Source organism: Streptomyces rubellus (assembly GCF_036323805.1).
Lineage (GTDB): Bacteria > Actinomycetota > Actinomycetes > Streptomycetales > Streptomycetaceae > Streptomyces.
The window spans coordinates 106,141-127,634 of sequence record NZ_JAZDCX010000007.1; the positions used below are offsets into that span (position 1 = coordinate 106,141).

19 protein-coding genes and 1 riboswitch are annotated in these 21,494 nt (G+C 75.0%); of the genes, 4 read left to right on the top strand and 15 right to left on the bottom strand.

All coding sequences use genetic code 11. From position 1 onward, the window contains the following. Positions 1 to 30 precede the first annotated feature (30 nt). On the bottom strand, positions 31 to 702 hold the full coding sequence (locus V1L54_RS10395) for an HNH endonuclease family protein (RefSeq protein WP_330117632.1): 672 nt from the start codon (positions 700 to 702) through the stop codon (positions 31 to 33). Positions 703 to 1,190: 488 nt separating this feature from the next. Here V1L54_RS10395 and V1L54_RS10400 point away from each other — a divergent pair, with 488 nt between their 5' ends. Next, the gene (locus V1L54_RS10400) at positions 1,191 to 1,772 is read left to right on the top strand and encodes a TMEM165/GDT1 family protein (RefSeq protein WP_330117633.1); all 582 of its coding nucleotides are present in this window, start codon (positions 1,191 to 1,193) and stop codon (positions 1,770 to 1,772) included. Positions 1,773 to 2,077: 305 nt separating this feature from the next. On the opposite strand, the gene V1L54_RS10405 is transcribed toward V1L54_RS10400, so the two are convergent. Beyond that, a complete protein-coding gene (locus tag V1L54_RS10405; protein WP_330117634.1) occupies positions 2,078 to 2,971 on the bottom strand; it encodes a peptidoglycan-binding domain-containing protein in 894 nt (297 codons plus the stop codon). 253 nt (positions 2,972 to 3,224) lie between these two features. Between V1L54_RS10405 and V1L54_RS10410 the strand changes: the two genes are divergently transcribed. Next, positions 3,225 to 5,288, top strand: coding sequence for an MDR family MFS transporter (locus tag V1L54_RS10410; RefSeq protein WP_330117635.1), 2,064 nt, complete (start codon positions 3,225 to 3,227; stop codon positions 5,286 to 5,288). A 148-nt stretch (positions 5,289 to 5,436) separates the two neighbouring features. Beyond that, the gene (locus tag V1L54_RS10415) at positions 5,437 to 6,228 is read left to right on the top strand and encodes a bestrophin-like domain (protein WP_330117636.1); all 792 of its coding nucleotides are present in this window, start codon (positions 5,437 to 5,439) and stop codon (positions 6,226 to 6,228) included. Positions 6,229 to 6,270: 42 nt separating this feature from the next. Here the strand turns inward: V1L54_RS10415 and V1L54_RS10420 are convergent, their stop codons facing one another. The 6 genes from V1L54_RS10420 to V1L54_RS10445 all read right to left on the bottom strand — a co-directional run bounded on the left by V1L54_RS10420 (position 6,271) and on the right by V1L54_RS10445 (position 11,640). Then, positions 6,271 to 8,121 carry a glycoside hydrolase family 15 protein gene (locus tag V1L54_RS10420; protein WP_330117637.1) on the bottom strand — a complete coding sequence of 617 codons (1,851 nt, stop codon included), beginning with the start codon at positions 8,119 to 8,121 and terminating at the stop codon, positions 6,271 to 6,273. 91 nt (positions 8,122 to 8,212) lie between these two features. Next, positions 8,213 to 9,166 carry a myo-inosose-2 dehydratase gene (iolE, locus tag V1L54_RS10425; RefSeq protein WP_330117638.1) on the bottom strand — a complete coding sequence of 318 codons (954 nt, stop codon included), beginning with the start codon at positions 9,164 to 9,166 and terminating at the stop codon, positions 8,213 to 8,215. Positions 9,167 to 9,171: 5 nt separating this feature from the next. After that, complete coding sequence (locus tag V1L54_RS10430; RefSeq protein ID WP_330117639.1) at positions 9,172 to 9,684, bottom strand: cupin domain-containing protein; 513 nt, start codon at positions 9,682 to 9,684, stop codon at positions 9,172 to 9,174. Between the two features lie 21 nt (positions 9,685 to 9,705). Next, entirely contained in the window at positions 9,706 to 10,107 is a 402-nt protein-coding gene (locus tag V1L54_RS10435) for a PPC domain-containing DNA-binding protein (RefSeq protein WP_330117640.1), read from the bottom strand. A 59-nt stretch (positions 10,108 to 10,166) separates the two neighbouring features. After that, positions 10,167 to 11,093 (bottom strand): sugar phosphate isomerase/epimerase family protein, encoded by a 927-nt coding sequence (locus V1L54_RS10440; RefSeq protein ID WP_330117641.1) that lies wholly within the window; start codon positions 11,091 to 11,093, stop codon positions 10,167 to 10,169. A 193-nt stretch (positions 11,094 to 11,286) separates the two neighbouring features. After that, entirely contained in the window at positions 11,287 to 11,640 is a 354-nt protein-coding gene (locus V1L54_RS10445; RefSeq protein ID WP_330117642.1) for an antibiotic biosynthesis monooxygenase family protein, read from the bottom strand. Positions 11,641 to 11,884: 244 nt separating this feature from the next. Here V1L54_RS10445 and V1L54_RS10450 point away from each other — a divergent pair, with 244 nt between their 5' ends. Further along, positions 11,885 to 13,963 carry a bifunctional glycosyltransferase 87/phosphatase PAP2 family protein gene (locus tag V1L54_RS10450; RefSeq protein ID WP_443076575.1) on the top strand — a complete coding sequence of 693 codons (2,079 nt, stop codon included), beginning with the start codon at positions 11,885 to 11,887 and terminating at the stop codon, positions 13,961 to 13,963. A 120-nt stretch (positions 13,964 to 14,083) separates the two neighbouring features. On the opposite strand, the gene V1L54_RS10455 is transcribed toward V1L54_RS10450, so the two are convergent. From V1L54_RS10455 to V1L54_RS10485, 7 genes are read right to left on the bottom strand one after another with little or no spacing between them, the layout of a single operon-like run. Then, a complete protein-coding gene (locus V1L54_RS10455; RefSeq protein WP_330117643.1) occupies positions 14,084 to 14,494 on the bottom strand; it encodes a hypothetical protein in 411 nt (136 codons plus the stop codon). Beyond that, positions 14,491 to 15,246, bottom strand: coding sequence for a hypothetical protein (locus V1L54_RS10460; RefSeq protein WP_330117644.1), 756 nt, complete (start codon positions 15,244 to 15,246; stop codon positions 14,491 to 14,493). The genes V1L54_RS10455 and V1L54_RS10460 overlap by 4 nt, the downstream gene beginning before the upstream one ends. A 36-nt stretch (positions 15,247 to 15,282) precedes the next feature. Further along, positions 15,283 to 16,167, bottom strand: coding sequence for an ECF transporter S component (locus V1L54_RS10465; protein WP_330117645.1), 885 nt, complete (start codon positions 16,165 to 16,167; stop codon positions 15,283 to 15,285). Continuing rightward, a complete protein-coding gene (locus V1L54_RS10470; protein WP_330117646.1) occupies positions 16,164 to 17,867 on the bottom strand; it encodes an ABC transporter ATP-binding protein in 1,704 nt (567 codons plus the stop codon). Before V1L54_RS10470 ends, V1L54_RS10465 begins: the two co-directional genes overlap by 4 nt. Further along, a complete protein-coding gene (locus tag V1L54_RS10475) occupies positions 17,864 to 19,180 on the bottom strand; it encodes an energy-coupling factor transporter transmembrane component T (RefSeq protein ID WP_330117647.1) in 1,317 nt (438 codons plus the stop codon). Before V1L54_RS10475 ends, V1L54_RS10470 begins: the two co-directional genes overlap by 4 nt. Next, positions 19,177 to 19,857, bottom strand: a complete 681-nt coding sequence (locus V1L54_RS10480) for an SCO2322 family protein (protein ID WP_330117648.1) — start codon at positions 19,855 to 19,857, stop codon at positions 19,177 to 19,179. The genes V1L54_RS10475 and V1L54_RS10480 overlap by 4 nt, the downstream gene beginning before the upstream one ends. After that, positions 19,854 to 21,158, bottom strand: a complete 1,305-nt coding sequence (locus V1L54_RS10485) for an SCO2321 family membrane protein (RefSeq protein WP_330117784.1) — start codon at positions 21,156 to 21,158, stop codon at positions 19,854 to 19,856. Before V1L54_RS10485 ends, V1L54_RS10480 begins: the two co-directional genes overlap by 4 nt. Before the next feature lie 191 nt (positions 21,159 to 21,349). Next, a riboswitch (cobalamin riboswitch) is annotated at positions 21,350 to 21,432 on the bottom strand. Between the last annotated feature and the right edge of the window lie 62 nt (positions 21,433 to 21,494).

A 21,494-nucleotide genomic window follows, 5' to 3' on the forward strand; every position in this document is an offset into this window, starting at 1 on the left:
GGGGGAGGGCCGCGGGGGCGGGGAGGCGGTTCAGCAGCCGCCGAGCACGCTGCTGAGCTTGTTCTTCTCGGCGGAGTCCACGGACAGGCCGTAGTCGTACTTCACCCACACCCACATCCGGGCGTAGGTGCAGTGGTAGGCGGTGCGCGGCGGCATCCACTCCGCCGGGTCCTTGTCCCCCTTGGCCTGGTTGACGTTGTCGGTGACGGCGATGAGCTGCGCGATGCCCAGCTCGTTGGCGAACGCCTGGCGCTTCGCGGTGGTCCAGGAGCTCGCGCCCGAGCGCCAGGCCTCGGCGAGCGGCACGACGTGGTCGATGTCCACGTCGGAGGCGGCGTACCAGGTGGCGCCGTCGAAGGGGGAGTACCAGCGGCCGCCGGTCGCCGCGCAGCTGCTGTTCTGCACCACGTCCGCGCCGTCCCGCTTCAGGACGACCTCGCGGGTGTTGCAGCTGCCGCTCTGGGTGATCCAGTGCGGGAACCTGTCGCGGCTGTAGCCGCTGGAGGAGCCCTCGGCGCGGACGGTCAGGGCGTTCAGGTAGGAGCGGGCGGTGGCGGCGCTCGGCGGGGTGGGCGGTGCGGCCTGGGCGGTGGGGCCGGTCAGGAGCAGCAGGCCGGCGCAGAGGGCGAGGAGGGCGCCGAGGACCGTGGCTTGACGCGCGTAGAAGCCGTGCCGTGCGAGGGCGCCGCGGGTGCGGTGCATGCGATCTCCCTTGGGTGGGGTGGTGAGGGAACGGCGTGGGGCGGGGGCGTGACCTCCGTCAGGGTGGCGGCGGAAGGTTTCCTCCCGGTGGGTGCCAGGTAACAGAGTGAGGACATGGACACGTCATATCAAGGGCGCGGTCCGGGGTTTCCGTCCGCCGGGCGCCCGCCCCGCGCGCGGTGGCGCGGTACGGCGCCGCGGGCGGTGCCGCGGGGCGGCCCGGGCCGGGGTTTTGGGGAGGCGGAGGGGATCCCGTAGGGTGAGTGGCGTCTGAAGGGGAGTAGCTCTTCGCCGGACCGTCGACATACTGGCCGGCCCGCCGTCAGGTGGTCCGGCCCGGCGCCCGGAGCCGGTGCCCGCGCACCGTGCCAGCGAGACCTTCGGCCGCAGTGTTCATGATCTTTTCCGTGACGCTGCCGTGCCGAAGTGTGTTCGCTCCCCGGCGGGCCCCCTCGGTTCCGGCGGCCCGACCGAACCAGGAGCCCTCCGTGCTCAGCCTCACCGTCTCGGCCGTGACCTTCGGGGTCGTCTTCCTCGCCGAGCTGCCCGACAAGACCGCCCTCGCGGGCCTGGTGCTGGGCACCCGCTACCGCGCCTCGTACGTCTTCGCGGGCGTCGCCGCCGCCTTCGCCGTCCATGTCGCGCTCGCCGTCGCCGCGGGCAGCGTGCTCACCCTGCTCCCGCAGCAGCTCGTCCAGGGGATCACCGGCGCGCTGTTCCTGGGGGGCGCGCTGGTGCTGCTGCTGAAGCGGGACGACGGGGAGGAGGAGGTGCGCAGGCCCGCCGACCAGTCCTTCTGGAAGGTGGCGGCCAGCGGCTTCATGCTGATCCTGGTCGCCGAGTTCGGCGATCTCACCCAGATCATGACCGCCAACCTCGCCGCCCGCTACGAGGACCCGTTCTCGGTGGCCCTCGGCGCGGTCCTCGCCCTGTGGGCGGTCGCGGCCGTCGGCATCGTGGGCGGCCGCGCGCTGATGCGCCGGGTGCCGCTGAAGATGATCACCAGGGTCGCGGCCGGGGTGATGCTCGTGCTGGCGGCCCTCAGCTTCCACGAGGCGCTGACCGCCTGAGCGCGGGGCGCGTCCTCGGCGGCGCCGGACGGATCCGGCGCCGCCGGAGGCGGCCGCGCCCCGTCCCCGGGCCGGCGGGGAGGAAGGCCCGGTGCGGGGCGCGGGTCTGTGGGGACCGCCGCTCGGGCCGCTCCGGGAACGGGGTCCGGGTGCGGGCGCGGGCGGGGGACAGAGTGGCCCGCCCGCCGGTCAGGGAACCCCGTTGTCAGGTACGGGGAACGGGCGGAACCACTTTGTTCTTCCACCATACAAAATGGTCCGCCTTCGCGCCACCCCGCCGCGGGGCGTCCGGTGCCGCCCCCGGATCAGCGACCGCCGCCGGTGGCCCTCTCCAGCGCCCGCCGGGTGTGGGGCCCGTACACGCCCTCGGGGTCGCCCCGCACGCCGTACCAGGTCTGGAAGCGGGTCACGCCGTCCCGGACCTCGCGGTCGTACACGCCGTCCACGTCGCCCCGGTAGGCGTTGGTGTGGCGCAGCCTGATCTGCAGTTCGTAGACCTCCGGGCCGGTGTCGCCCTCGCGCAGTACGGGCTCCTGGCCGCCGTTCTGCCCGTCGTCGCCGCGGCCGTCCCAGCCGCCCCGGCCGTCGCCGTCACCGTCGTTCCACCAGTCGTGGTCGCCGCCGTCCCGGTCCTCGTCCCGGGGCTCCCCGGAGGGCGAGGCCGCCGGAGGCTCCTGCCCGGCGGGCGGGGCGGAGGAGGCGGGGGCGGTGGACGGCGAGGGGGTCCGGGACGGGCTCGCCGAGGGAGAGGAGGACGGCGAGGGCGGGGCGGAGGAGGGCGCGGTGGACGGGCTCGCCCCCGCCCCCTGCCCGTCGTCGGGCGGCGGGGCGTCCGAGGTGGCGGTCCGGCTGTCGAAGCGGGCCTCGTCGAAGGGGTCGTCGTTCTGCGCGAACATCCCGATGACGAGCACGCTGGAACCGATCACGGCCAGCGCGGCACCGCCCATGGCGAGCGCCGTGCCGCGGCCCACGCGGCGCCCCGGCCGCCGCCGCGGCGCGCCGTCCACGGCCTGCAGGACGACCGTGTCGTCGTCCCCGCGCCGGGCCCGCTCGAACATCGCCAGATCGGCCGGGTCCGGCCCCTCGTCGGGCACGGCCGCCCGCCCGGGCAGCACCTCCACCTCGGCGCACCGGCAGGTCGCCCGGCCGGAGGCGTCGGCAGGCCTCCGGCATATGGGGCAGATCGGCGTATCCGCCACTGGGGGCTCCCCTCCCTCAGAAGTGCCACCTCTCGAAACGTCACAGAGGTTACCAACGGTTCCTGTGTGACGACTCAGCCCTTCGGGACAGGACCGGCGTGTCCCCGCGCCGGGCGGCGTGCGACGGCGCCGCACGCTGCTTGGCCCGCCGTTCCCTGGGCACCCGCCCCCCGTGACGCGCCCCGCGGACCGCCCGGGACGCCCGGCGCCGCGGCGCGCGCACCCGGATCCGTACGCCGGTGAGGAGGCGTCCATGCCGCAGCACGCACCGAACGCCGCCGCCCCGCCCACCGGACCGGGGGCCGGGCAGCCGCGGCGCGCCGTGTGGCCGGCGATCGGCGCTCTGCTGCTGGGCATGCTGCTCGGCGCACTCGACCAGACGATCGTCGCCACCGCCCTGCCCACGATCGCCAGTGACCTCGGCGGTCTGGAGCACCTGTCCTGGGTGATCACCGCCTATCTGCTGGCCGCCACCGCGGCGACCCCGCTGTGGGGCAAGCTCGGCGACCAGTACGGGCGCAGGCGGCTCTACCAGCTCGCGATCCTCGTCTTCCTGGCCGGTTCCGTGCTGTGCGGACTCGCCCGGAACATGCCCGAGCTGATCGCCTTCCGCGCCGTCCAGGGCCTGGGCGGCGGCGGTCTGATGGTGCTGTCGATGGCGATCGTCGGCGACCTCGTGCCACCCCGCGACCGGGGCCGCTACCAGGGGGCGTTCGGCGGTGTCTTCGCCGCCACCAGCGTGCTGGGGCCCCTGCTGGGCGGACTGCTCACCGAGTACCTGGACTGGCGGTGGGTGTTCTACGTCAACCTGCCCGTCGGCGCGGTGGCCCTGGCCGTCGCCGCCGCGACCCTGCGCATCCCGGCCCGCCGCGGCAGGCACCGCATCGACTACCTCGGCACCCTGCTGATCGCCTCCGTCGCCGCGTGCGTGGTGCTGGTCACCTCGCTCGGCGGCACCGCCTGGGCATGGGGGTCGGCCCTGGTGATCGGTCTGGGAGCGCTCGGCGCCGTACTGCTGGCGGCCTTCGCGGTCGTCGAACGGCGGGCCGCCGAGCCGGTGCTGCCGCCCGGCCTGTTCCGGGTGCGCACCTTCACGATCTGCTCGGCGATCGGCTTCGTCGTCGGCTTCGCCCTGTTCGGGGCGCTGGCCTACCTGCCGACCTTCCTCCAGGTCGTCCACGGGATCTCACCCACCATGTCCGGTGTGCACCTGCTGCCGATGGTGCTCGGCGTGCTGGTCTCCGCCACCGGCTCCGGCCGGATCGTCAGCCGCACCGGCCGCTGGAAGGTCTTCCCCCTCGTCGGCACCGCCGTCACCGCGGCCGGCCTGCTGCTGCTCCACGGCCTCGACGAGAACAGCACCGACTGGCGGATCTCCGTGGCCTTCCTCGTCTTCGGCCTGGGCCTCGGCCTGGTGATGCAGGTGCTGATCCTGGCCGTGCAGAACGCCGTGCCCTACGAGCACCTGGGAGTGGCCACCTCCGGCGCCACCTTCTTCCGCTCCATCGGCGCGGCGGTCGGCGTCTCCGTCTTCGGCTCCCTCTTCGCGGGCTCCCTCGCCGACCGGATGGCCGGTGCCCTGCGGGGCGAGCCGCTGCCGCCCGGGGTCACCCCGGAGGGGCTGCGGGCCGACCCGCGCGCCGTCGGCGAACTGTCCCGGACGGCGCGGGAGAAGGTGCTGGGCGTCTACTCCGACGCCATCACGGACGTCTTCCTGTGGGCGGTGCCCGTCGTGCTGGTGGCCTTCGTCCTGGCCTGGTTCCTGGAGGAGGAGCCGCTGCGGACCGGTGTGCGGTCCCCCGACCCCAGCGAGGTCGTACCGCCCAACCCCGTCGAACGCTCCTCCCTGGAGGAGGCCGCCCGCGTCCTGTCCCTGCTCGGCAGCCGGCAGGGGCGGCGCGACCTGTACCGGCGCGTGGCCGAGCGGGCCGGGACGGACCTGGCGCCCGCGTCCTGCTGGATGCTGCTGCGCGTCCACCGGTACGGCTCGGTGGAGCCCGCCCTGCTGGCCGACCGCGGCACCGTGCCGCTGAGGGTGATCACGGCGGCGGCCCGCGAACTGGAGGCGCGGGGCCTGGCCGCGCGCGAGGGGCTGGCGCTGGTGCCCACCGGCCGGGGCCGGGCGCTGGCCGACCGGCTGGCGGGCGCCCGCGAGGAGTGCCTGGCCGAGCTGCTGGGCGACTGGTGGACGCCCGGCCGGCCCACCGACCTGGCCGCGCTCGTCCACGAGCTCAGCGAGGAGACGGGCGGTACCGAGGACGAGTACCCGCGCGCCGGGACGCACCGGAAGGCGGGGAAGGGCGACTGGCCGCCCTGACCCGGCCCGGCGCCCGCGGGCGCCGGGCCCGGCGGCTGCGCCGTCCGGGCGAACCTATCGGCACGGCACACTCCGGCGGGCGTGCCGTCCGGCCGGATCCGCCCGGAGCGTCCCGGAGACTGCGGCGGAGGCCGACGGGAGGGTGTCCGTGTACCACTTCGCCATCGCCGACCTGCCCCTGTGGGCGACGGCGCTGATCATCCTCGGCGGACTGCCCGTGCTGGCCGTCGCCCTGCAGGCGCTGACGCGCAGGGTGCTGCCGCCCGCGAGGGCGAAGGACCACAACGACGTCGCGGGCTTCCTCGTGGCGGTGATCGGGGTGGTGTACGCGGTCACGGCCGGCTTCACCATCGCCGACCAGTGGGAGAACTACGCCGAGGCCAGGCAGGACGTCACCGAGGAGGCGTTCACCGTCGCCTCCGTCGCCGAGGGCGCCGCGGTGGCCGGGACCGGGGAGCGGCGTGAGATCACGGCGGCGGCGGTGGCGTACGGCCGCGCGGTGGTCGAGTGGTGGCCGGACGACCCCGGCGAGGCCGGGGACACCGCCCGCGAGGACCGGGCGGTGGAACGGCTGCACATGGCGGTGCGGTCGGTGCGCCCGGACACCGCGGCGGAGCGGGCGTACGTGGCCGAGGCCACCGGGCAGCTGATGCGGGTGGCCGTGCTGCGCGGCCACCGCCACCACGAGGCCGGTACCGCCCACCTGGAGGCGCCCATGTGGGTGGCGGTGGTGGTGGTCAGCGCGGTGACCCTGCTGTTCAGCCTGCTGTTCGGGCTGGAGCGGCCGTGGCTGCACTACGTCATGGTCGCGGGGGTGGCCCTGGTCGTCGCGGTCAACCTCTTCCTGGTGCTGCTGCTGGAGTACCCCCTCGTCGGGACGCTGGCCGTCACCTCCGAGAGCTTCCGCGAGCTGGCCCGGGAGCCGGCCCTCGGAGGCTGACCGGCTGCGGGCCGCGGGCCGACGGTCACCGGGCCGCCCGCGTCACGCCGCCGTCCGGCCGCGGCCCTCGTACGACAGCGCCCGGTCCAGGCACATCGCGGCGCTGACCAGCCCGAGGTGGGTGAAGGCCTGCGGGTAGTTGCCCAGGTTGCGGCCGGTGCCGTCCATCTCCTCGGCGTACAGCCCCAGATGGTTGGCGTAGGTGTGCATCTTCTCGAAGAACAGCTCGGCCTTCTCCGTCTGCCCGGCCATGGCCAGGCACTGGATGAACCAGTAGGAGCACATGCAGAAGGTGCCCTCGGTGCCGTTCAGCCCGTCCGAGGCCCCCTCGCCCGTGCGGTACCGGTAGACCAGGGAGTCCTCCACCAGGGTCTCCTCGATCGCGCGCAGCGTGGCCGTCCAGTGCGGGTCGACGGGGGAGACGAAGCCCACGATCGGCATCAGCAGACTCGCGGCGTCGAGGGTGAAGCTGCCCCGGTGCTGGACGAACGCCTTGCGCCTGTCGTTCCAGAACGCCCGGTGGATCTCGGTGTGGATCTCGTCGCGGACGTCCAGCCACTTCTCCAGCGGGGCCGGCAGCGAACGCCGCTGCGCGATGCGCAGCCCGCGGTCCAGGGCCACCCAGCACATCAGCCGCGCGTACAGGAACTCCTGACGCCCGCCCCGGGTCTCCCAGATGCCCTCGTCCGGCAGGCGCCAGTTGGCCGCGACCCACTCCAGCGAGTCGCGCAGATGGCCCCACAGCTGGTGGGACACCGGTTCCACCCGCTCGTCGTACAGGTCCGCCAGCATCAGGAACTCGCCGTAGATGTCGAGTTGGAGCTGGTTCCAGGCGCCGTTGCCGACCCGTACCGGGCTGGAGCCGCGGTAGCCCTCCAGATAGGACAGGATCTCCTCGTCGAGTTCGTGCCGGCCGTCGATGCCGTACATGATCTGCAGCCGGCCCGGCTCCTCGCTCTCCCGGTAGCGCTGCTCCACCCACCGCACGAATCCCCTGGCCTCCTCGTGGAAGCCCAGTCCCACCAGGGCGGCGGCGGTCAGCGAGCCGTCCCGGATCCAGGTGTAGCGGTAGTCCCAGTTGCGTTCGCCGCCGACCAGCTCCGGCAGCCCGAAGGTCGCCGCCGCGGCGATGGAGCCGTGCCGCACCGAGGTCAGCAGCTTCATCGCCAGCGCCGACCGCAGCACCTCCTCGCGCCAGCGCCCCGTGTAGGTGGAGGACCGCACCCAGTCGCGCCAGAACGCGCAGGTGTGCCGGAAGGCGCGCTCGGCCCACCGCGGGCCGGCCGCCGGGGTCGCGGTGCCCGGCGGCACGGCCTCCAGGACGAAGTCCGCCGTCTGGTCCGGCCCCAGCTCGAACTCGGCGACGACGTCGCCCGCGCCGCCCGTGCCGCTCGCGGCACCGCTCTCGATCCGGGTCGCCACGGGGGTCTGCAGCCGCAGCGCCGACTCCTCCCGGCCCTCGGGGACGAAGAACACCTCGCCCGGGCGCTGTTCGATCCGGTGCTCGATCCGCGCGTAGTCGAACCGCGGCCCGCAGCGCAGCGCGAAGCGGAAGCGGCCGCGTACGCCCTTCACCCGGCGGACGACCGCGTGGGTGTGCCGCATGGTGCCCACCGGCATGAAGTCCACCACCTCGCCGACCCCGTCGGGGGAGAGGAAGCGGGTCAGCAGGACGTTGGTGTCGGGCAGGTAGAGCTGCTTGAGCCGGGCGCCCTCGGTGGCCGGGCCGATGCGGAAACTGCCCCCGCGGGAGGAGTCCAGCAGCGCGCCGAACACGGTCGGCGAGTCGAAGTCCGGCAGGCACAGGTAGTCCAGTGAACCGTCGAGGGCCACCAGGGCCACGGTGTGCAGGTCCCCGATCAGCCCGTAGTCCTCGATCGGGCGGTATGCCATGGAGGTCTCCTTCGCTCCGGGCTCTGCGGGCTCCGCGGGTTCCGCGGGCCGTTCCGGGGAGGTCCGCGCGGGCCTTCGGAACGGCGGGTGCTCACAGGCCAGTGAGGGTGTGCAGGTACTCGCGGGCCTTCTTGGCGTAGGTCAGCGGGTGGGCCTTGGCCGGGTCCTGCTCGGCCTCGACGACCAGCCAGCCCCGGTATCCGGCGTCGGCCAGGGTGCGCAGGACGGGCCCGAAGTCGAGCATCCCGTCGCCCGGCACGGTGAAGATCCCGGCCAGCACGGCGTCGCGGAAACTGGGGTCCAGGCGCCGGCAGTCCTCCAGGACGTCGTGGCGCAGGTCCTTCAGATGGACGTGCCGGATCCGGTCGGCGTGGTCGCGGACCAGTTCCAGCGGATCGTCCCCGGACCAGGCGAGGTGGCCGGTGTCCAGCAGCAGGTGCACCAGTTCCGGGTCGGTGCCCGCGAGCAGCCGGTCCACCTCGGCCCGGGTCTGCACCCCGGTGCCCATGTGGTGGTGGTAGCACAGCAGCATGTCCTGGCCGGCCGCCATCCGGCCGAGCGTGTCCAGCCCCGTCAGCAGCCGGTGCCAGGCGTTGTCGTCGAAGACCGGTTTGTTGGCGACCAGGGCCACCTGCTGCTGGTGGACGGCCCCGGCGAGCTCCGCGACGACGACCCGGTCGCCGCCGGCCGCCTTGATGAAGTCCAGCTGCCGCCGGAAGGCGGCCACCGTGCGGTCCCACATGCCCTCGGCGGTGAAGTAGGTGCTGGACCAGGGCTCGGACACCCGCAGGCCCCGCAGCTCCAGCGCCTGCCGCAGGGTGCGCGGATCGGTGGGGTACTTGTGGCCGACGCTGCACCCCTCGAAGCCGGCGAGCGCCATCTCGCTGACGCACTGCTCGAAGGGGATGTCGTCGCCGACGGTGGGGAAGTCGTCGTTGGTCCAGCAGGTGGGCGTGATGCCGAAGGAGACCGCGTCCCGGTCGAACAGCGCGCCGTTCCGCCCGCGTACGGGGGCCGGGGAGGCCGGGGAGGCCGAGGTGGTCATGGCGGTCACCACACTCCGGGAGGCGCGTCGCCGAACTCCAGACCGTGCCGGGGGGCGATCCGGTGGGCGTCCGCCAGGTCGGTCTCCCCGGTGGGGGCGCTCCGGTTGTGCTCCGCCACCGCCTCACCGGCCTCGGTCAGGTACTTCTCGAAGCCCGCCGGGGCGAAGAGCAGCAGGATCCTGGCGTCGGTGTCCCCGGAGTTGCGGAAGGCGTGCAGGGTGCCCAGGGGCATGTTGACGAAGTCCCCGGGGCCGACGGGGAACTTCCGGTCCCGGTCCAGGACCTCCATCTCGCCCTCCAGCACGTAGAAGAACTCGTTCTCCCGGTGGTGTATGTGCGGCGGCGGTCCGGCGTGCGGGAGGATGACGGTCTCCACCACGGTGAGGGTGTCGCCGGTGTCCTCGCCGGTGGCCTTGAAGGTGTCCAGATCGCTGTAGACCCAGTAGGCGGGACCACCGCCGGCGGGCACGTGGGAGACCCGGACGTGCTGCTCGCTGTCCATCTCGTGCAGGCTCATGGCGTTCTCTCCTTCGGGGAGTCAGTGGTGCGAGGGGAATGCCTGGGACATCTCCTCGACCGTCACGATGAGGATCGGCCGGATCACCCCGCGCAGCAGATGGCCGCCGCGCGCGGTGCCGTCGGGGCAGCCCAGGACGACATGGCCGTGGACGTTGGGGCCGTCCTCCTGGGGGGTGATGTCCCCGATGAGGCTGAGCACCTCGGCCTGGTCGTACGGGAACGGGATGTGGTCGAAGCCCTTGGTCCCGATGTTGTAGAAGCCGATCTCGACCCCGTGGAAGCCGCCGATGGCGGCGAACGAGGCGGGGCCCAGCCCCTCGTGGCGGGCGAAGTCCGCCAGCCCCCGGACGACCTCCTCGCCCGGGTCGAAGACGACGGTGTAGTCCCGCTGCGGGCCGCTGTTCTGCAGGGTGGTGTGCATGACCGGTTGTCCTTGTCGGTGGGGACGGACGCGCCGGACGGACGGCGCCTTCCGGGGAGCTAGACGGCCCGGTGCCGGCCGGCCGTACGCAGCCCGCCGCCGGAGCGCCGCCGGTCCCCGTCACCGTCGGCGGACACCAGCTGCCGTCCGATGAACTCCCGGGCGTGGCGGGCGAGATCGGCCGAGTCGGTCCACAGGTCGCGCCAGATGCACAGGGCGTCGGTGAGTTCGGGGGCGAGGATCGCGGACGAGAACGACTCGAAGGTGATCGGCCCGGAGTACCCGATGCGGCCGAGCGCCCCGAAGAAGCCGTCGAAGTCCACGCTGCCGGTGCCGAGGTAGCCCCGGTGGCTCTCGCCGATGTGCACGTAGCCGAGCCGGTCCCCGCAGGTCAGCACCGGCTCGGCCATGCCGTCCTCCTCGATGTTCATGTGGTACGTGTCGAGGTGCACGGCACAGGTGCCCGGCCGGTCGATCTCGTCGAGGATCTCCAGGGCCTGCCGGGCGGTGTTGAGCAGGTTGGTCTCGTAGCGGTTGCACAGCTCCAGACCGATGCGCACCCCGCGTCCGGCGGCGTGGTCGGCGACCTGCCGCAGGGTCTCCACGCAGTTGGCGCGGCCCTGCGGGGTGGGCGCGTGGTCGTAGCGCCCGAGCTTGCTGTAGACGGTGCCGCACAGATGGTCGCCGCCGACCGCGGCGACGGTGTCGACCCCGCCGATCAGCCGCCGCAACCCGGCGGCGACGGTCGCCGGGTCGTGGCTGGTGATGTCGTTCGCGTCGGTGAGGAAGAGGTTGCCGGTCATGGCCAGCCCGTTGTCGGACAGGAGCTCCCGGGTCGCGGCGGTGTCGATGCGCCAGTCGTCGAGCAGCGGGATCTCGATCCGGTCGTAGCCGCGGGCCGCCGCGGACTCGATGGCGTAGCGGGCCGTCTCCCGGTTCCAGTCGCCGACCCAGACCAGGGCGTGGATGCCGATGGAGTTGTTCATGGCGGGAGTGCTCCCTCGGTGGGAACCGTGCGCCGGCCCGAGGGCCGCGCACAACGGACCGCCGCCGGGTACCGGAGGGCCGTCCGGGTAATCCGGAAGGGTGCGCTTTCACCCGATATGACCACCCGGGTTGCGGGAGGCGGCCGGACGGCGTATACCGGCCGCCCCCTTCGCGGGCAGGGGTCAGGCAGGGTCAGTCCTCCTTCGGCCTCGGGCCCGTCTGCTGGATCACCTCGAAGGTCCACACGGTGGAGTCGGTGGCCGCCGGGCCGGGCCGCCGCCCGCCCTCCGGACCGTCCGTACGGGGGGCGTTCCCGCCCTGGTGGGCGGACTTCATCGGCCCCTCCATCCACGCCTGGAAAGCCGCCTCGTCGCGCCAGCGGGTGTAGACCAGGTAGCGGTCGGTGCCCTCCAGCGGGCGGAGGAGTTCGAACCACTCGAAGCCGTCCGAGGACTCCACCACCCCGGCCCGGGAGGCGAACCGCTTCTCCAGGACTTCCCGCTGGTCGGCCGGGACGGTGAGGGCGTTGATCTTCACGATGCTCATGCCTCCATCCTGCCCTTCGCCGTCCGGTGCGGCCCGCGCGGCCCGACGCTCAGGTGACCATGGGGTGTCCCGCGTCTGACGTGACGGGGGTGCGTCATGGATGATGGGCCCGTCCGTGGCCCGCGCCGGCGTCCGCGCGCACGGACCTTCCGACCGGAGAGCGGGACCCCGGAGGCCAGGAGCACAGAACACAGGGACACCTGAGGACGGGGAACCGGAAAAACGAAAATGGGGGCAGTGGGGCGTGATTGACACTGACAGGCGCGCTGTGGCGGGGGTGCCGCGCCGGGGATCGTACGGCGGTACGGCACTGGTGGCGCTGTGGCTGCTGGCGCTGGCGCTGGCCGCGCGCCAGGCGGTCGCGGTGCTGGCCCGGCCACCGGAGGAGCGCTTCGCCGATCTCGCCGCGTGGACGGGCGAGCGGGGCGTCCTGGAGGTCAGCGGTCCGCTCTACGAGGGCGGGACGTTCACCGGGACGCCGTTCGCCGGGCTGGCGCTCAGACCCCTGACGAACGCCGCCGAGCAGGTGCTCGGCGTCGCGTGGACCCTCGGCACCCTGCTGCTCGTCGCCGCCCTCGGCGTGGTGGCGGTACGCGCCCTGCCCTGGGTGACCGGCCGGACCGCGCGGCTGGCCGCCGCGCCGGTGGCCATCAGCCTGCTGGTGCTGTCGGTGCCGGTGCGCAACACCTTCCATCTGGGCCAGACCAGCATCATCCCGGTGCTGCTGGCGCTCTGCGGCCTGCTGTACGCCGCCCGCACCCCGCGCGGCGCGGGCGCCGCCGTGGGCCTGGCCGCGGCGATCCAGCCCACCGTGCTGCTGTTCGCCCCGCTGCTGTGGCTGACCGGACGGCGCCGGGCGGCGGCCGTCGCCGGCGGGGTCTTCGCCGGGTGCACGGTGCTGGCCTGGGCCGCCATGCCGTCCGACTCCTGGACGTACTGGGTGCACCATGTCGCGGGGGCCGGGCTCGGCGCACCGGCCGACGGGCTCGCCAACCAGTCCCTGCACGGCCTGCTGCTGCGGCTCGGGCTGCGGGGCCCGCTGGAGATCGCGCTGTTCGCCGCCCTGGCCGCGGTGGTGGCGGTGGTGGCGCTGCGCCGGGCCGCCCGTTACGCGCTGGACGGCCAGCTCCTGCTGGCCGCCGCCCTCACCGGCTGCGCCGCGGTCGCCGTCTCGCCGGCCGCCTGGCAGCACCAGCAGCTGTGGATCCTGCTGGCCGCGGCCGGCCGGGTGGGCCGCCGCTCGGGCGACCGCCTGGTGTGGCCGGTCTTCCTGGTGCTGGTGATGACGCTCGACCCCGCCGCGCTGGTCCCCAACCTGCCCTTCCTCACCCCGTTCGGCGAGAACGCCCCGCTGCTCGCCGCCCTGCTGGCGGCCTGCGTCCTGCCGTTCGTCTCCCGCACCTCACCGCTGTGGGACCGCCCCGAGTACTCCGGACCGTTCAGCCGTCCCAACCTGATGCTGGAGCTGCTGCTCATCCGGGTCGGCTACTGGCTGTACTCCCTCGTCCGCTCCCTGGCGCCGGACGGGCGCGAGCTGGCCGAGTCGCACGGCCGGCAGATCCTCGCGATCGAGGAGGCCCTCCGGCTGGACGTCGAGCACTGGCTGAACCACGCCGTGGTGAAGGTGGGCTGGCTGGAGCAGAGCATGAACCTCTACTACACCAGCCTGCACTTCCTGGTGCCGATCTCCCTGCTCGCCGTGCTGTACGTACGCCGCCCGGTCACCTACCGCTGGGCCCGGACGTCCCTGTCGTTCGCCACCCTGCTGGGGCTGGTCGGCTTCTGGCTCTACCCGCTGGCGCCGCCGCGGCTGATGCCGGGCCTGGGCTACATCGACACCGCGCACGGCCCTCAGGACTTCGACGATCCCGACTTCGGCGTGCTGACCGGCATATCCAACCAGTACGCGGCGATGCCCTCGCTGCACGTCGGCTGGTCGCTGTGGTGCGCGGTGGTCGTCGTCCGCCTCACCCCCAACAGATGGCTGCGAGCGCTCGGCGTGCTCTACCCGGTGCTGACCACCCTGGTGGTGATGGGCACCGCCAACCACTACCTGCTGGACGCGGTGGGTGGTGCGGCGGTGGTCGCCGCGGGCCTGGGCATCGCGGCCCTGTGGCAGCGGCACGGTCCGGTCCGGCGGGCGGCGGCGGAGCCGGCGGCCGGACCGGCGGAACGCACGGACCGGCCGGAACCGGCGGGGCGGACGGTGCCGGCCGGCCGGACGGAGTCCCGGGAGGCCGGAGAGACCGGGGAGACGGCGGAACCGGTGGGCGCGGTGGCGGCCGGGCCGTCTCCGGAGGAGACCGCGGCGCCCCGGCCCTGACCCGGCCCGGCGCCACCGGGGGCACGCACGAGGGCCGCGGCCCGTCTCACCGGCGGGCCGCGGCCCTCGTGCCGTACGGAATGCGGAAGGCACCGGCCTCCGCGCCGCCGCACGGCCGTCTCACAGCCGCGTCAGCCGCTCGGCGGCGTCGCGGTACCGCCGCAGGGCGTTGCGCAGGTCCTCCGTCTCCGCCGTGGCCTCGTTGTCGCGCCAGGGGGCGCGCAGACCGTGGTGGCGCTCGGCGACGAGCGCGCTGATACGGCGGGAGAGCTCCTCGAACAGGGCGTCCGCCTCCTCGACCGAGCGCCGCGGCTCGTCGACGAAGCCGTTCACGGCCTGGTGCATGCGCCGGAGGAACTCCTCGCGCTCGGCGGGCGGCAGGAGTGCGGTGTCGTCCGGCCCGGAGCCGGAGTGCCCCGCGCCGTCGGCCCGGTGCTCCGTCCGGTGCTCGGTCCGGCGGTCCACCGGGTGGTGGGTCCGGTCGGTGCCGTCGGTGTGGTGGACGCGATGGGTACGGTCGGTGGTGGTCATGCCTTGCCCTTCGACGTGTCGTGGCGGTGCAGCATCCGGGAGGCGTGCAGCTTCTCGGTCAGCCGGCCGGAGCGCCGCGGCTCGCCGTCGTGGTGCCCCCGGCCGCCGGTCCCACCGGTTCCGTCGTGCCGGTCACGGCCGTCGTGGCCGTCGTGCCGGTCGCGGTGCCGGCCGCCGTCGTGCTCCTCCCGGCCGCGGCCGGTCCCGCCGTCGGCGGACTGCTGCGCCATCAGGTCCTCGTACAGGGCGCGGGCGTGCACCAGCGCCTCGCGCTGCCGCTCGGTGTCGGCCTGGCCCTCGCGTCCCAGCACGGCCACCGCGTGCATCTCGCGGTAGCCCTGGACGCGCTTGGGGTGGTGCACCGAGAGGGCGGAGACCTGCTCGTCGTACCCGTCGCCCGGGAAGCCGCGCGCCTCGGCCAGCCGGCTCAGCAGCCGGTCCGCCTCGGCGACCGCCTCGGCGGGCGCGTCGACGAACCGCTCCTGCACCGCGGCCCACTGGGCGGCGTACTGCTCGCGCTCCTGCGGCGTCAGCGGCTGCACGCGCAGGTCGCCGTGCCGCTCCAGCCGCTCCCGCAGCTCCTTCTCGGCGGCCTTGGTGTCGCCGTTGTGCTGGGCGACGGTCCGCTCGTACTCGGGGCCGAAGCGCCGCCGCACCGAGTGCGGCCCCTTGCGCCTGCTGCCCAGATACAGGGCGAGTACGAGGACGGCGACCGCCGCCACGATCAAAGTGATGATCCAACCTGTGGACATGGCTCGCCTTCCACGGGTGTCCCCTTGTACGGGCTGTCATCTGTCCGGATTGCCGTCCCTGTTCCCGGCAAACGAAGCGCTGGTGAAGGACACCGGGGCGTCGAACGCCGCCCGCCGGGTGGCCCGTCGCAGCGCCCGCAGCACCGCGGGGCCCAGGGTGAGGGTGAGCACCACCGTCAGCAGCGCGCGGGAGAGGTCCCAGCCCATCGAGGTGGCCAGCACGTAGGCGGCGAACCGCGCCAGGTTCTCCCCGACCGGATCGCCGGGCACGAAGGAGACCCCGGTGCCCAGCCCGGCGATGTACGGCCAGCCCTGGAGGTTCATCACCGTGCCGTACAGCACCGAGGCGGCGGCCCCGTACCCGGCCAGCATCACCGACTCGCCGCGGCCGCGCAGCCGGTGAGGGCCCGGCAGCAGGCCCGCGCCCATCGCCACCCAGCCCATCGACAGCATCTGGAACGGCAGCCACGGTCCGACCCCGCCGGTCAGCAGCGCGGAGGCGAACATCGACACGGCGCCCAGCACGAAACCGAACCCCGGTCCCAGGACCCGTCCGGAGAGGACCATCAGGAAGAACATCGGCTCAAGCCCCGCCGTACCGGCCCCCAGTGGCCGCAGCGCGGCACCCGCGGCGGCCAGCACCCCCAGCATCGCGACGGCCTTGGCGCCCAGCCCGGTGCCGGTGCCGTCGTCGCTGTCGGAGACGGCCGCCACCACCACGCCCAGCAGCAGCGGCAGCAGGGCCGCGAACAGCCAGGGCGCGTCGCGGGAGTGGGCCAGCCCGGAGGCGGAGTCGGCCAGCAGCGGCCACCCGAAGGCGGCGACGCCGACGGCCGACACGAGCAGGAGGGTCACGGCGGAACGCGGCCCGAGCCGTACGGCCCGCACCCGGCGGCCGGAGGCCCGGCCGGGGCGGCTCATCGGCGTGCCTCCGTCTTCCGCGATCCTTCCGGCCCTCCCAGGGCCGTCCGCACCTGTCCGACCGTGAGCCAGCGCTGCGGGGCGAGGATCTTGGCGGTCTGCGGGGCGAAGGCGGGGGAGGAGGTGACGACCTCGGCCGCCGGGCCGTCCGCCACCACCTCGCCGTCGGCCAGGACGACCACCCGGTCGGCGAGTTCGGCGGCCAGCTCGACGTCATGGGTGGCCAGCACGACGGCGTGGCCGTCCGCCGCCAGGGCGCGCAGCATCCCGGTCAGCCGCTCCTTGGCCGCGTAGTCCAGGCCGCGGGTCGGCTCGTCCAGGAGCAGCAGCGGCGGAGCGGCGGCCAGGACGACGGCCAGGGCGAGGGCGAGCCGCTGGCCCTCCGACAGGTCGCGCGGGTGCGCGGTGCCGGGCACGTCCGGCAGCAGGGCGGACACCAGGGCGCGGCAGGTGCCCGGTTCGGCGCCCGCGTCCCGGTCGGCGCCCGCGCACTCGGCGGCGACGGTGTCCGCGTACAGCAGGTCGCGCGGGTCCTGCGGGACGAGCCCGGCGTGGCGCAGCAGCTCGGAGGGCTTGGTGCGGTGCGGTGTCACCCCGCCCCCGGAGTCCCCGGAGCCGTCCGAGCCCCCGGAGCCGCCACTCAGCCGCACCCGGCCGCGGGCCGGTTCGTACAGCCCCACCAGGGCGCCCAGCAGGGTCGACTTGCCCGCGCCGTTGCGGCCCATCAGCGCGACCGTCTCGCCCGGCCGCACCGTCAGGTCCACCTTCCGCAGCGCCGGCACCCGGCCCCGGTGCACGGCGAGCGAGGAGACCTCGGCCAGCGGCCCGCCCCGCGCGGCGGCCGTGCCGGACACCGCGGGGGCGGCGGCACCGGGCGGGGCGAGCGGCGCCAGCCGCTCCCGCAGCCCGGCCGCCCGCCGGCGCGCGTCCCGCACCGACAGCGGCAGCGGGGACCAGCCGGCCAGCCGCCCCAGGGCGACGACCGGCGGGTGGACCGGGGAGAGCGCCATCACCTCGGCCGGCTCGCCGAGCACGGGCGCGGCGCCCGCCCCCGGCAGCAGCAGCACCCGGTCCGCGTACTGCACCACGCGCTCCAGCCGGTGCTCGGCCAGCAGCACGGTGGTGCCCAGGTCGTGGACCAGCCGCTGGAGCACGGCCAGCACCTCCTCGGCGGCGGCCGGGTCGAGCGCGGAGGTCGGCTCGTCCAGCACCAGCACCCCGGGATGGGCGGTGAGCACCGAGCCGATGGCGACCCGCTGCGTCTGCCCGCCGGAGAGGGTGGCGACGGGGCGGTCGCGCAGTTCGGCCAGCCCCAGCAGGTCCAGGGTCTCCTCGACCCGGCGGCGCATGGTGTCGGGGGGCAGGCCCAGGCACTCCATGCCGTAGGCGAGTTCGTCCTCGACGGTGTCGGTGACGAAGTGGGACCGCGGGTCCTGCCCGACCGTGCCGACCACGTCGGCCAGTTCACGCGGCCGGTGCTCCCGGGTGTCGCGCCCGGCCACGGTCACCCGGCCGTGCAGGGTGCCGCCGGTGAAGTGCGGCACCAGCCCGGAGACGGTCCCCAGCAAGGTGGACTTGCCGCTGCCGGACGGGCCGACGAGCAGCACCAGTTCGCCCTCCTCGACGGTGAGGTCCACCCCGTGCAGGGCGGGCGCGGCGGCGTCCTCGTAGGTGACGGAGACCTGGTCGAAACGGATCATGCGCAACTCGCCTCCTCCGCCCGCGGCGGCTTCCCGCTGCGACGGGGACCGGCCGCGGCGCCGGTGTCGGTTCGGGACTCGGTGTCGGCGGTGCCGGTACGGCCGCCGGACGCCCTGCCGGACGCGCCGGCGGGCGTGCTGCCGGAGGGCCCCGGCGGCACGGGCGCCACGAGGGCCGGGAGCAGCCCGGCCAGCACGGCGGCCGCGGGCCACAGCGGCAGCTCCGGCGCGGTCAGCGGGACCACCGGCGGGTGCAGCGCCGCCGGATCGGCGGCGCCCGCCCAGACCATGGCCGCGGCGACCACCGCGCCGGAGCCGGACACCAGCCAGGCGCGCGTCCCCCAGCGGTCGGGCCGGTACCGGCTGCGCACCGAGCGGCGTCCGCCCAGCCACAGTCCGCCGAGCGCGGCGGCCAGCCCGCCGAGCAGCACCGGCAGTCCGTACGCCCCGCCTTCGGCGGCCAGCAGCCCGTACACACCGGCGCACACGCCCAGCAGCCCCCCGACGGTGAGGACGGCGGTGGTGCGGCGCACGGCGGCCGGCACCCGCGCGGTACGGCCGTAGCCGCGCGCGTCCATCGCGGCGGCCAGCGCCACCGACCGCTCCAGCGCGCCCTCCAGCACCGGCAGGCCGATGCGCAGCAGCGCGCCGATCCCCCTGTCGTCCCGGCCGCGCAGCCGCCGGGCGGCGCGCAGCCGCCGGACGTCGGCGATCAGCTGGGGGGCGAACGTCATCGCCACCACCACCGCCATCCCCGCCTCGTACAGCGCGGCGGGCAGCGACTTCAGCAGCCGGGCGGGGCTGGCCAGGGCGTTGGCGGCGCCCAGGCACACCAGCAGGGTGGCCAGCCGCAGGGCGTCGTACAGGGCGAACGCCAGGCCCTCGGCCGTCACCCGGCCACCGATCCGCACCCCCTGTGCCCAGTCGGGCAGCGGCACCTCGGGGAGGGCGAACAGCACGGTGCTGCCGGGGATCGGGGAGCCCAGGACGGTGGCGAACACCAGCCGGACGGCCAGCACCAGTAGCGCGAGCTTGAGGAAGGCGTGGTAGCCGCGTGCCCAGGGGGCGTCGGTGCGGCGGGCGGCGACGACGTATCCGGTGACGGCGACCAGCAGCGCCAGCAGCAGCGGGTTGGTGGTCCGGGAGGCGGCCGCGGCCAGCCCGAGCGCCCACAGCCACCACGCGCCCGCGTGCAGGGCGCCCGCCCGGTCCGCCCGGGGGGCGCGCAGGGCGGTGCACACGGCGGAGAACACAGTGGTGGACGTGGCACCGAGCGCGGCGGTGCGGCGTACGGGAGCCGGGCGGCCGGTCATGACCGGCGCCGGCGGGCCTGCCAGACGGCGGCGGCACCGAGGACGGCCACCGCGGCGGCACCCGCGGCCAGCCCCGCGGCGGGACCGCCGGAGTCCTCGCCACCCCCGGCGGCCTCCTGCCCGCCGGCGCCCTCCCCGCCCTTGACCGGCGCGTCGTTTGCGACCTGCTCGCCGCAGCCCGTCCGCGGATAGCCCGCGATGGCGCACAGCAGCGACCCCGAGTCGTACCGCAGCGGCCTCAGCACGGCGGCCAGCGCGTCGGCGGCGGTGCCGTCCGCGGGGACGCGCGCGCAGGCGGTACGGCCCTTCGGCGGGGTCTCGCCCGAGGGGGCGTCGGCCGGGGTGCCGAAGTCGACGCTCAGCGCGATCCGCTTGGTGCCCGGCGCGGGGTCGGCGCGCCCGCAGATCGCCGCGAAGGAGGACTCGCCGCGTGGCCGGTCGACGTCGGCGGAGTCCTCGCCGACGGCGAACCGGAAGCCCAGTACCTCGCCGTCGACGGGCCGGAGCGTGCCCGGGCCCTGGGTGGCGTACGTCCACTGCCGTCCGTCGTGCTCCCAGAAGGACCAGTAGCGGTACCCCGCGGCGTGCGCGGGCGCCGCGCCGGCCGCCGCCAGGACGGCGGCGAGCAGCGCGCACAGCAGGACGGCGCCGGGCAGTGTGCGGCGCGGCGCGGTCACTTCGACCGCCTCCGGTTGCGTGCGCTCACCAGCAGCGCCACGACGGCGACCAGGACCGCGAAACCCGCCGCCGCGGCGACCGGGACGCCGCTGCCGTCCCCGTCCCCGCCGTCACCCCTCGTGCCCTTCCCGTCGTCCTTCCCGCCGCCCTCGGCCGCGCCGTCCTCCGCCGGGGCCGGACCGGTGGCGTTCAGGAGCTCGACCAGGTCGGTGCCGCCGAAGTCGCGCGGGTCGCCGCCGGTGGCATGGGCGGCCAGCACCAACTGGCCCAGGGCGGCCGGGCTGTCGCCGAACTTGTCCCACCGCGGGGCGTTCTCCGCCAGCCAGGCCAGGGACTTCTCCGCCGTGTCGTGGCGGCCGGCCGCGGCCAGGGCGAGTACGGCGTCGGCGGTGTTGCCGTAGTCCGGCTGCTCCTCGGCACCGGGCATGGCGGACAGCAGATGGCCGCCGTTCCGTGTCAGCACCCTCTCCAGATAGGCGGCGCCGCCCGCGGCGGCCTCGGCCGGGGTGGGCGTGCCGTCCGCACCGTCCGCGCCGCAGTCCGGAGGCTCGGCACCGGCCCCGCTCCCGTCGCCGTCCGGCTCGACGGTCAGGTCCCCGCCCAGCGCGGCCAGGACGGCGGCGGCGGTGGCGTCGTCGTTGGCGTACAGCCGGCCGTCCTCGGGCTGGAAGGCGAAGGCGCCGCGCTCGTCCGGCTCCGCCTCCTCGCAGCCGAGCCGGAAGCCCAGCAGGGCGTCGTAGGGCGAGTTGCGCTCCCCGGCCGAGAGCACCTTCGCCGGATCCTCGTCCGCCGCCACCAGGGCACCGATCACCACCGAGACGGAGTTGGCGTCGCTGGCGCCGCCGGGGTTGTAGCCCCAGCCGCCGTCGTCGTTCTGGACCAGCCGCAGCCACTCCACCGCCCTGGTCACCCGCTCCTCGTGGCCGCCGAGCGCGGCCAGCGCCTGCACGGCGACGGCCGTGGCGTTGGTGTCGGCGGTGGTCCCGGCCGTGCACGGCTCGGCGGGGTCGGGACGGTAGGAGGCGAAGGAACCGTCCTCGCACTGCTGCCCGGCCAGCCACTCCACCGCCTTCGCGGCAGGCTTCACCCCGGCCGTGTCCTGGGCCAGCAGGGCGACGGACTGGCGCCACACACCGTCGTACTGCGGGTCGCCCTTCCCGTACAGCGCGGCCGGCGGGTCCGGCTGCGCCGGGGCCGACGCGGACGGCGACTCGTCGGCGGCTGCTGCCGGGACCCCGGCGGCCGCCACGCAGAGCGCGGCGGGGACGGCCAGGGCCGCGGCGGTGCGGCGCAGGGACAGTGGCATGGCGGTGTGGTGCCTTTCTCGTGGGCGACAGGCCGGACGCAACCGGGCACGGAAGCCGGCCGCGCTCGCCGCACGGGGCACACCGGGCTCGGCTCCGCATTCCTCGACGGTGCCGGACCGGGGCCGCCGCCTCCACCCCGTGGCGGATGCGTCCGGCGGCTCCGGGAGCCTGCTCGTGCCCGGGCGGGTGCTCCGGCTCGTACGGCGGGACGGGATGTCCGCCGTGCTCACGGTTGCGGGTCAGCGCCGGATTCGCACCGGCTTCCCCCGTTCGGGCACATGACGTTCGTCGGGTCACTCTAACGGGCGGCCGCCCGGTTCCCCGGCGGC

What these genes read in the sequence shown, in the direction of transcription:
- V1L54_RS10395 (WP_330117632.1), bottom strand. Translation starts at nt 702, where the DNA reads ATGCACCGCACCCGCGGCGCCCTCGCACGGCACGGCTTCTACGCGCGT.
- V1L54_RS10410 (WP_330117635.1), top strand. Translation starts at nt 3,225, where the DNA reads ATGCCGCAGCACGCACCGAACGCCGCCGCCCCGCCCACCGGACCGGGG.
- V1L54_RS10420 (WP_330117637.1), bottom strand. Translation starts at nt 8,121, where the DNA reads ATGGCATACCGCCCGATCGAGGACTACGGGCTGATCGGGGACCTGCAC.
- iolE (WP_330117638.1), bottom strand. Translation starts at nt 9,166, where the DNA reads ATGACCACCTCGGCCTCCCCGGCCTCCCCGGCCCCCGTACGCGGGCGG.
- V1L54_RS10430 (WP_330117639.1), bottom strand. Translation starts at nt 9,684, where the DNA reads ATGAGCCTGCACGAGATGGACAGCGAGCAGCACGTCCGGGTCTCCCAC.
- V1L54_RS10435 (WP_330117640.1), bottom strand. Translation starts at nt 10,107, where the DNA reads ATGCACACCACCCTGCAGAACAGCGGCCCGCAGCGGGACTACACCGTC.
- V1L54_RS10440 (WP_330117641.1), bottom strand. Translation starts at nt 11,093, where the DNA reads ATGAACAACTCCATCGGCATCCACGCCCTGGTCTGGGTCGGCGACTGG.
- V1L54_RS10445 (WP_330117642.1), bottom strand. Translation starts at nt 11,640, where the DNA reads ATGAGCATCGTGAAGATCAACGCCCTCACCGTCCCGGCCGACCAGCGG.
- V1L54_RS10455 (WP_330117643.1), bottom strand. Translation starts at nt 14,494, where the DNA reads ATGACCACCACCGACCGTACCCATCGCGTCCACCACACCGACGGCACC.
- V1L54_RS10460 (WP_330117644.1), bottom strand. Translation starts at nt 15,246, where the DNA reads ATGTCCACAGGTTGGATCATCACTTTGATCGTGGCGGCGGTCGCCGTC.
- V1L54_RS10465 (WP_330117645.1), bottom strand. Translation starts at nt 16,167, where the DNA reads ATGAGCCGCCCCGGCCGGGCCTCCGGCCGCCGGGTGCGGGCCGTACGG.
- V1L54_RS10470 (WP_330117646.1), bottom strand. Translation starts at nt 17,867, where the DNA reads ATGATCCGTTTCGACCAGGTCTCCGTCACCTACGAGGACGCCGCCGCG.
- V1L54_RS10475 (WP_330117647.1), bottom strand. Translation starts at nt 19,180, where the DNA reads ATGACCGGCCGCCCGGCTCCCGTACGCCGCACCGCCGCGCTCGGTGCC.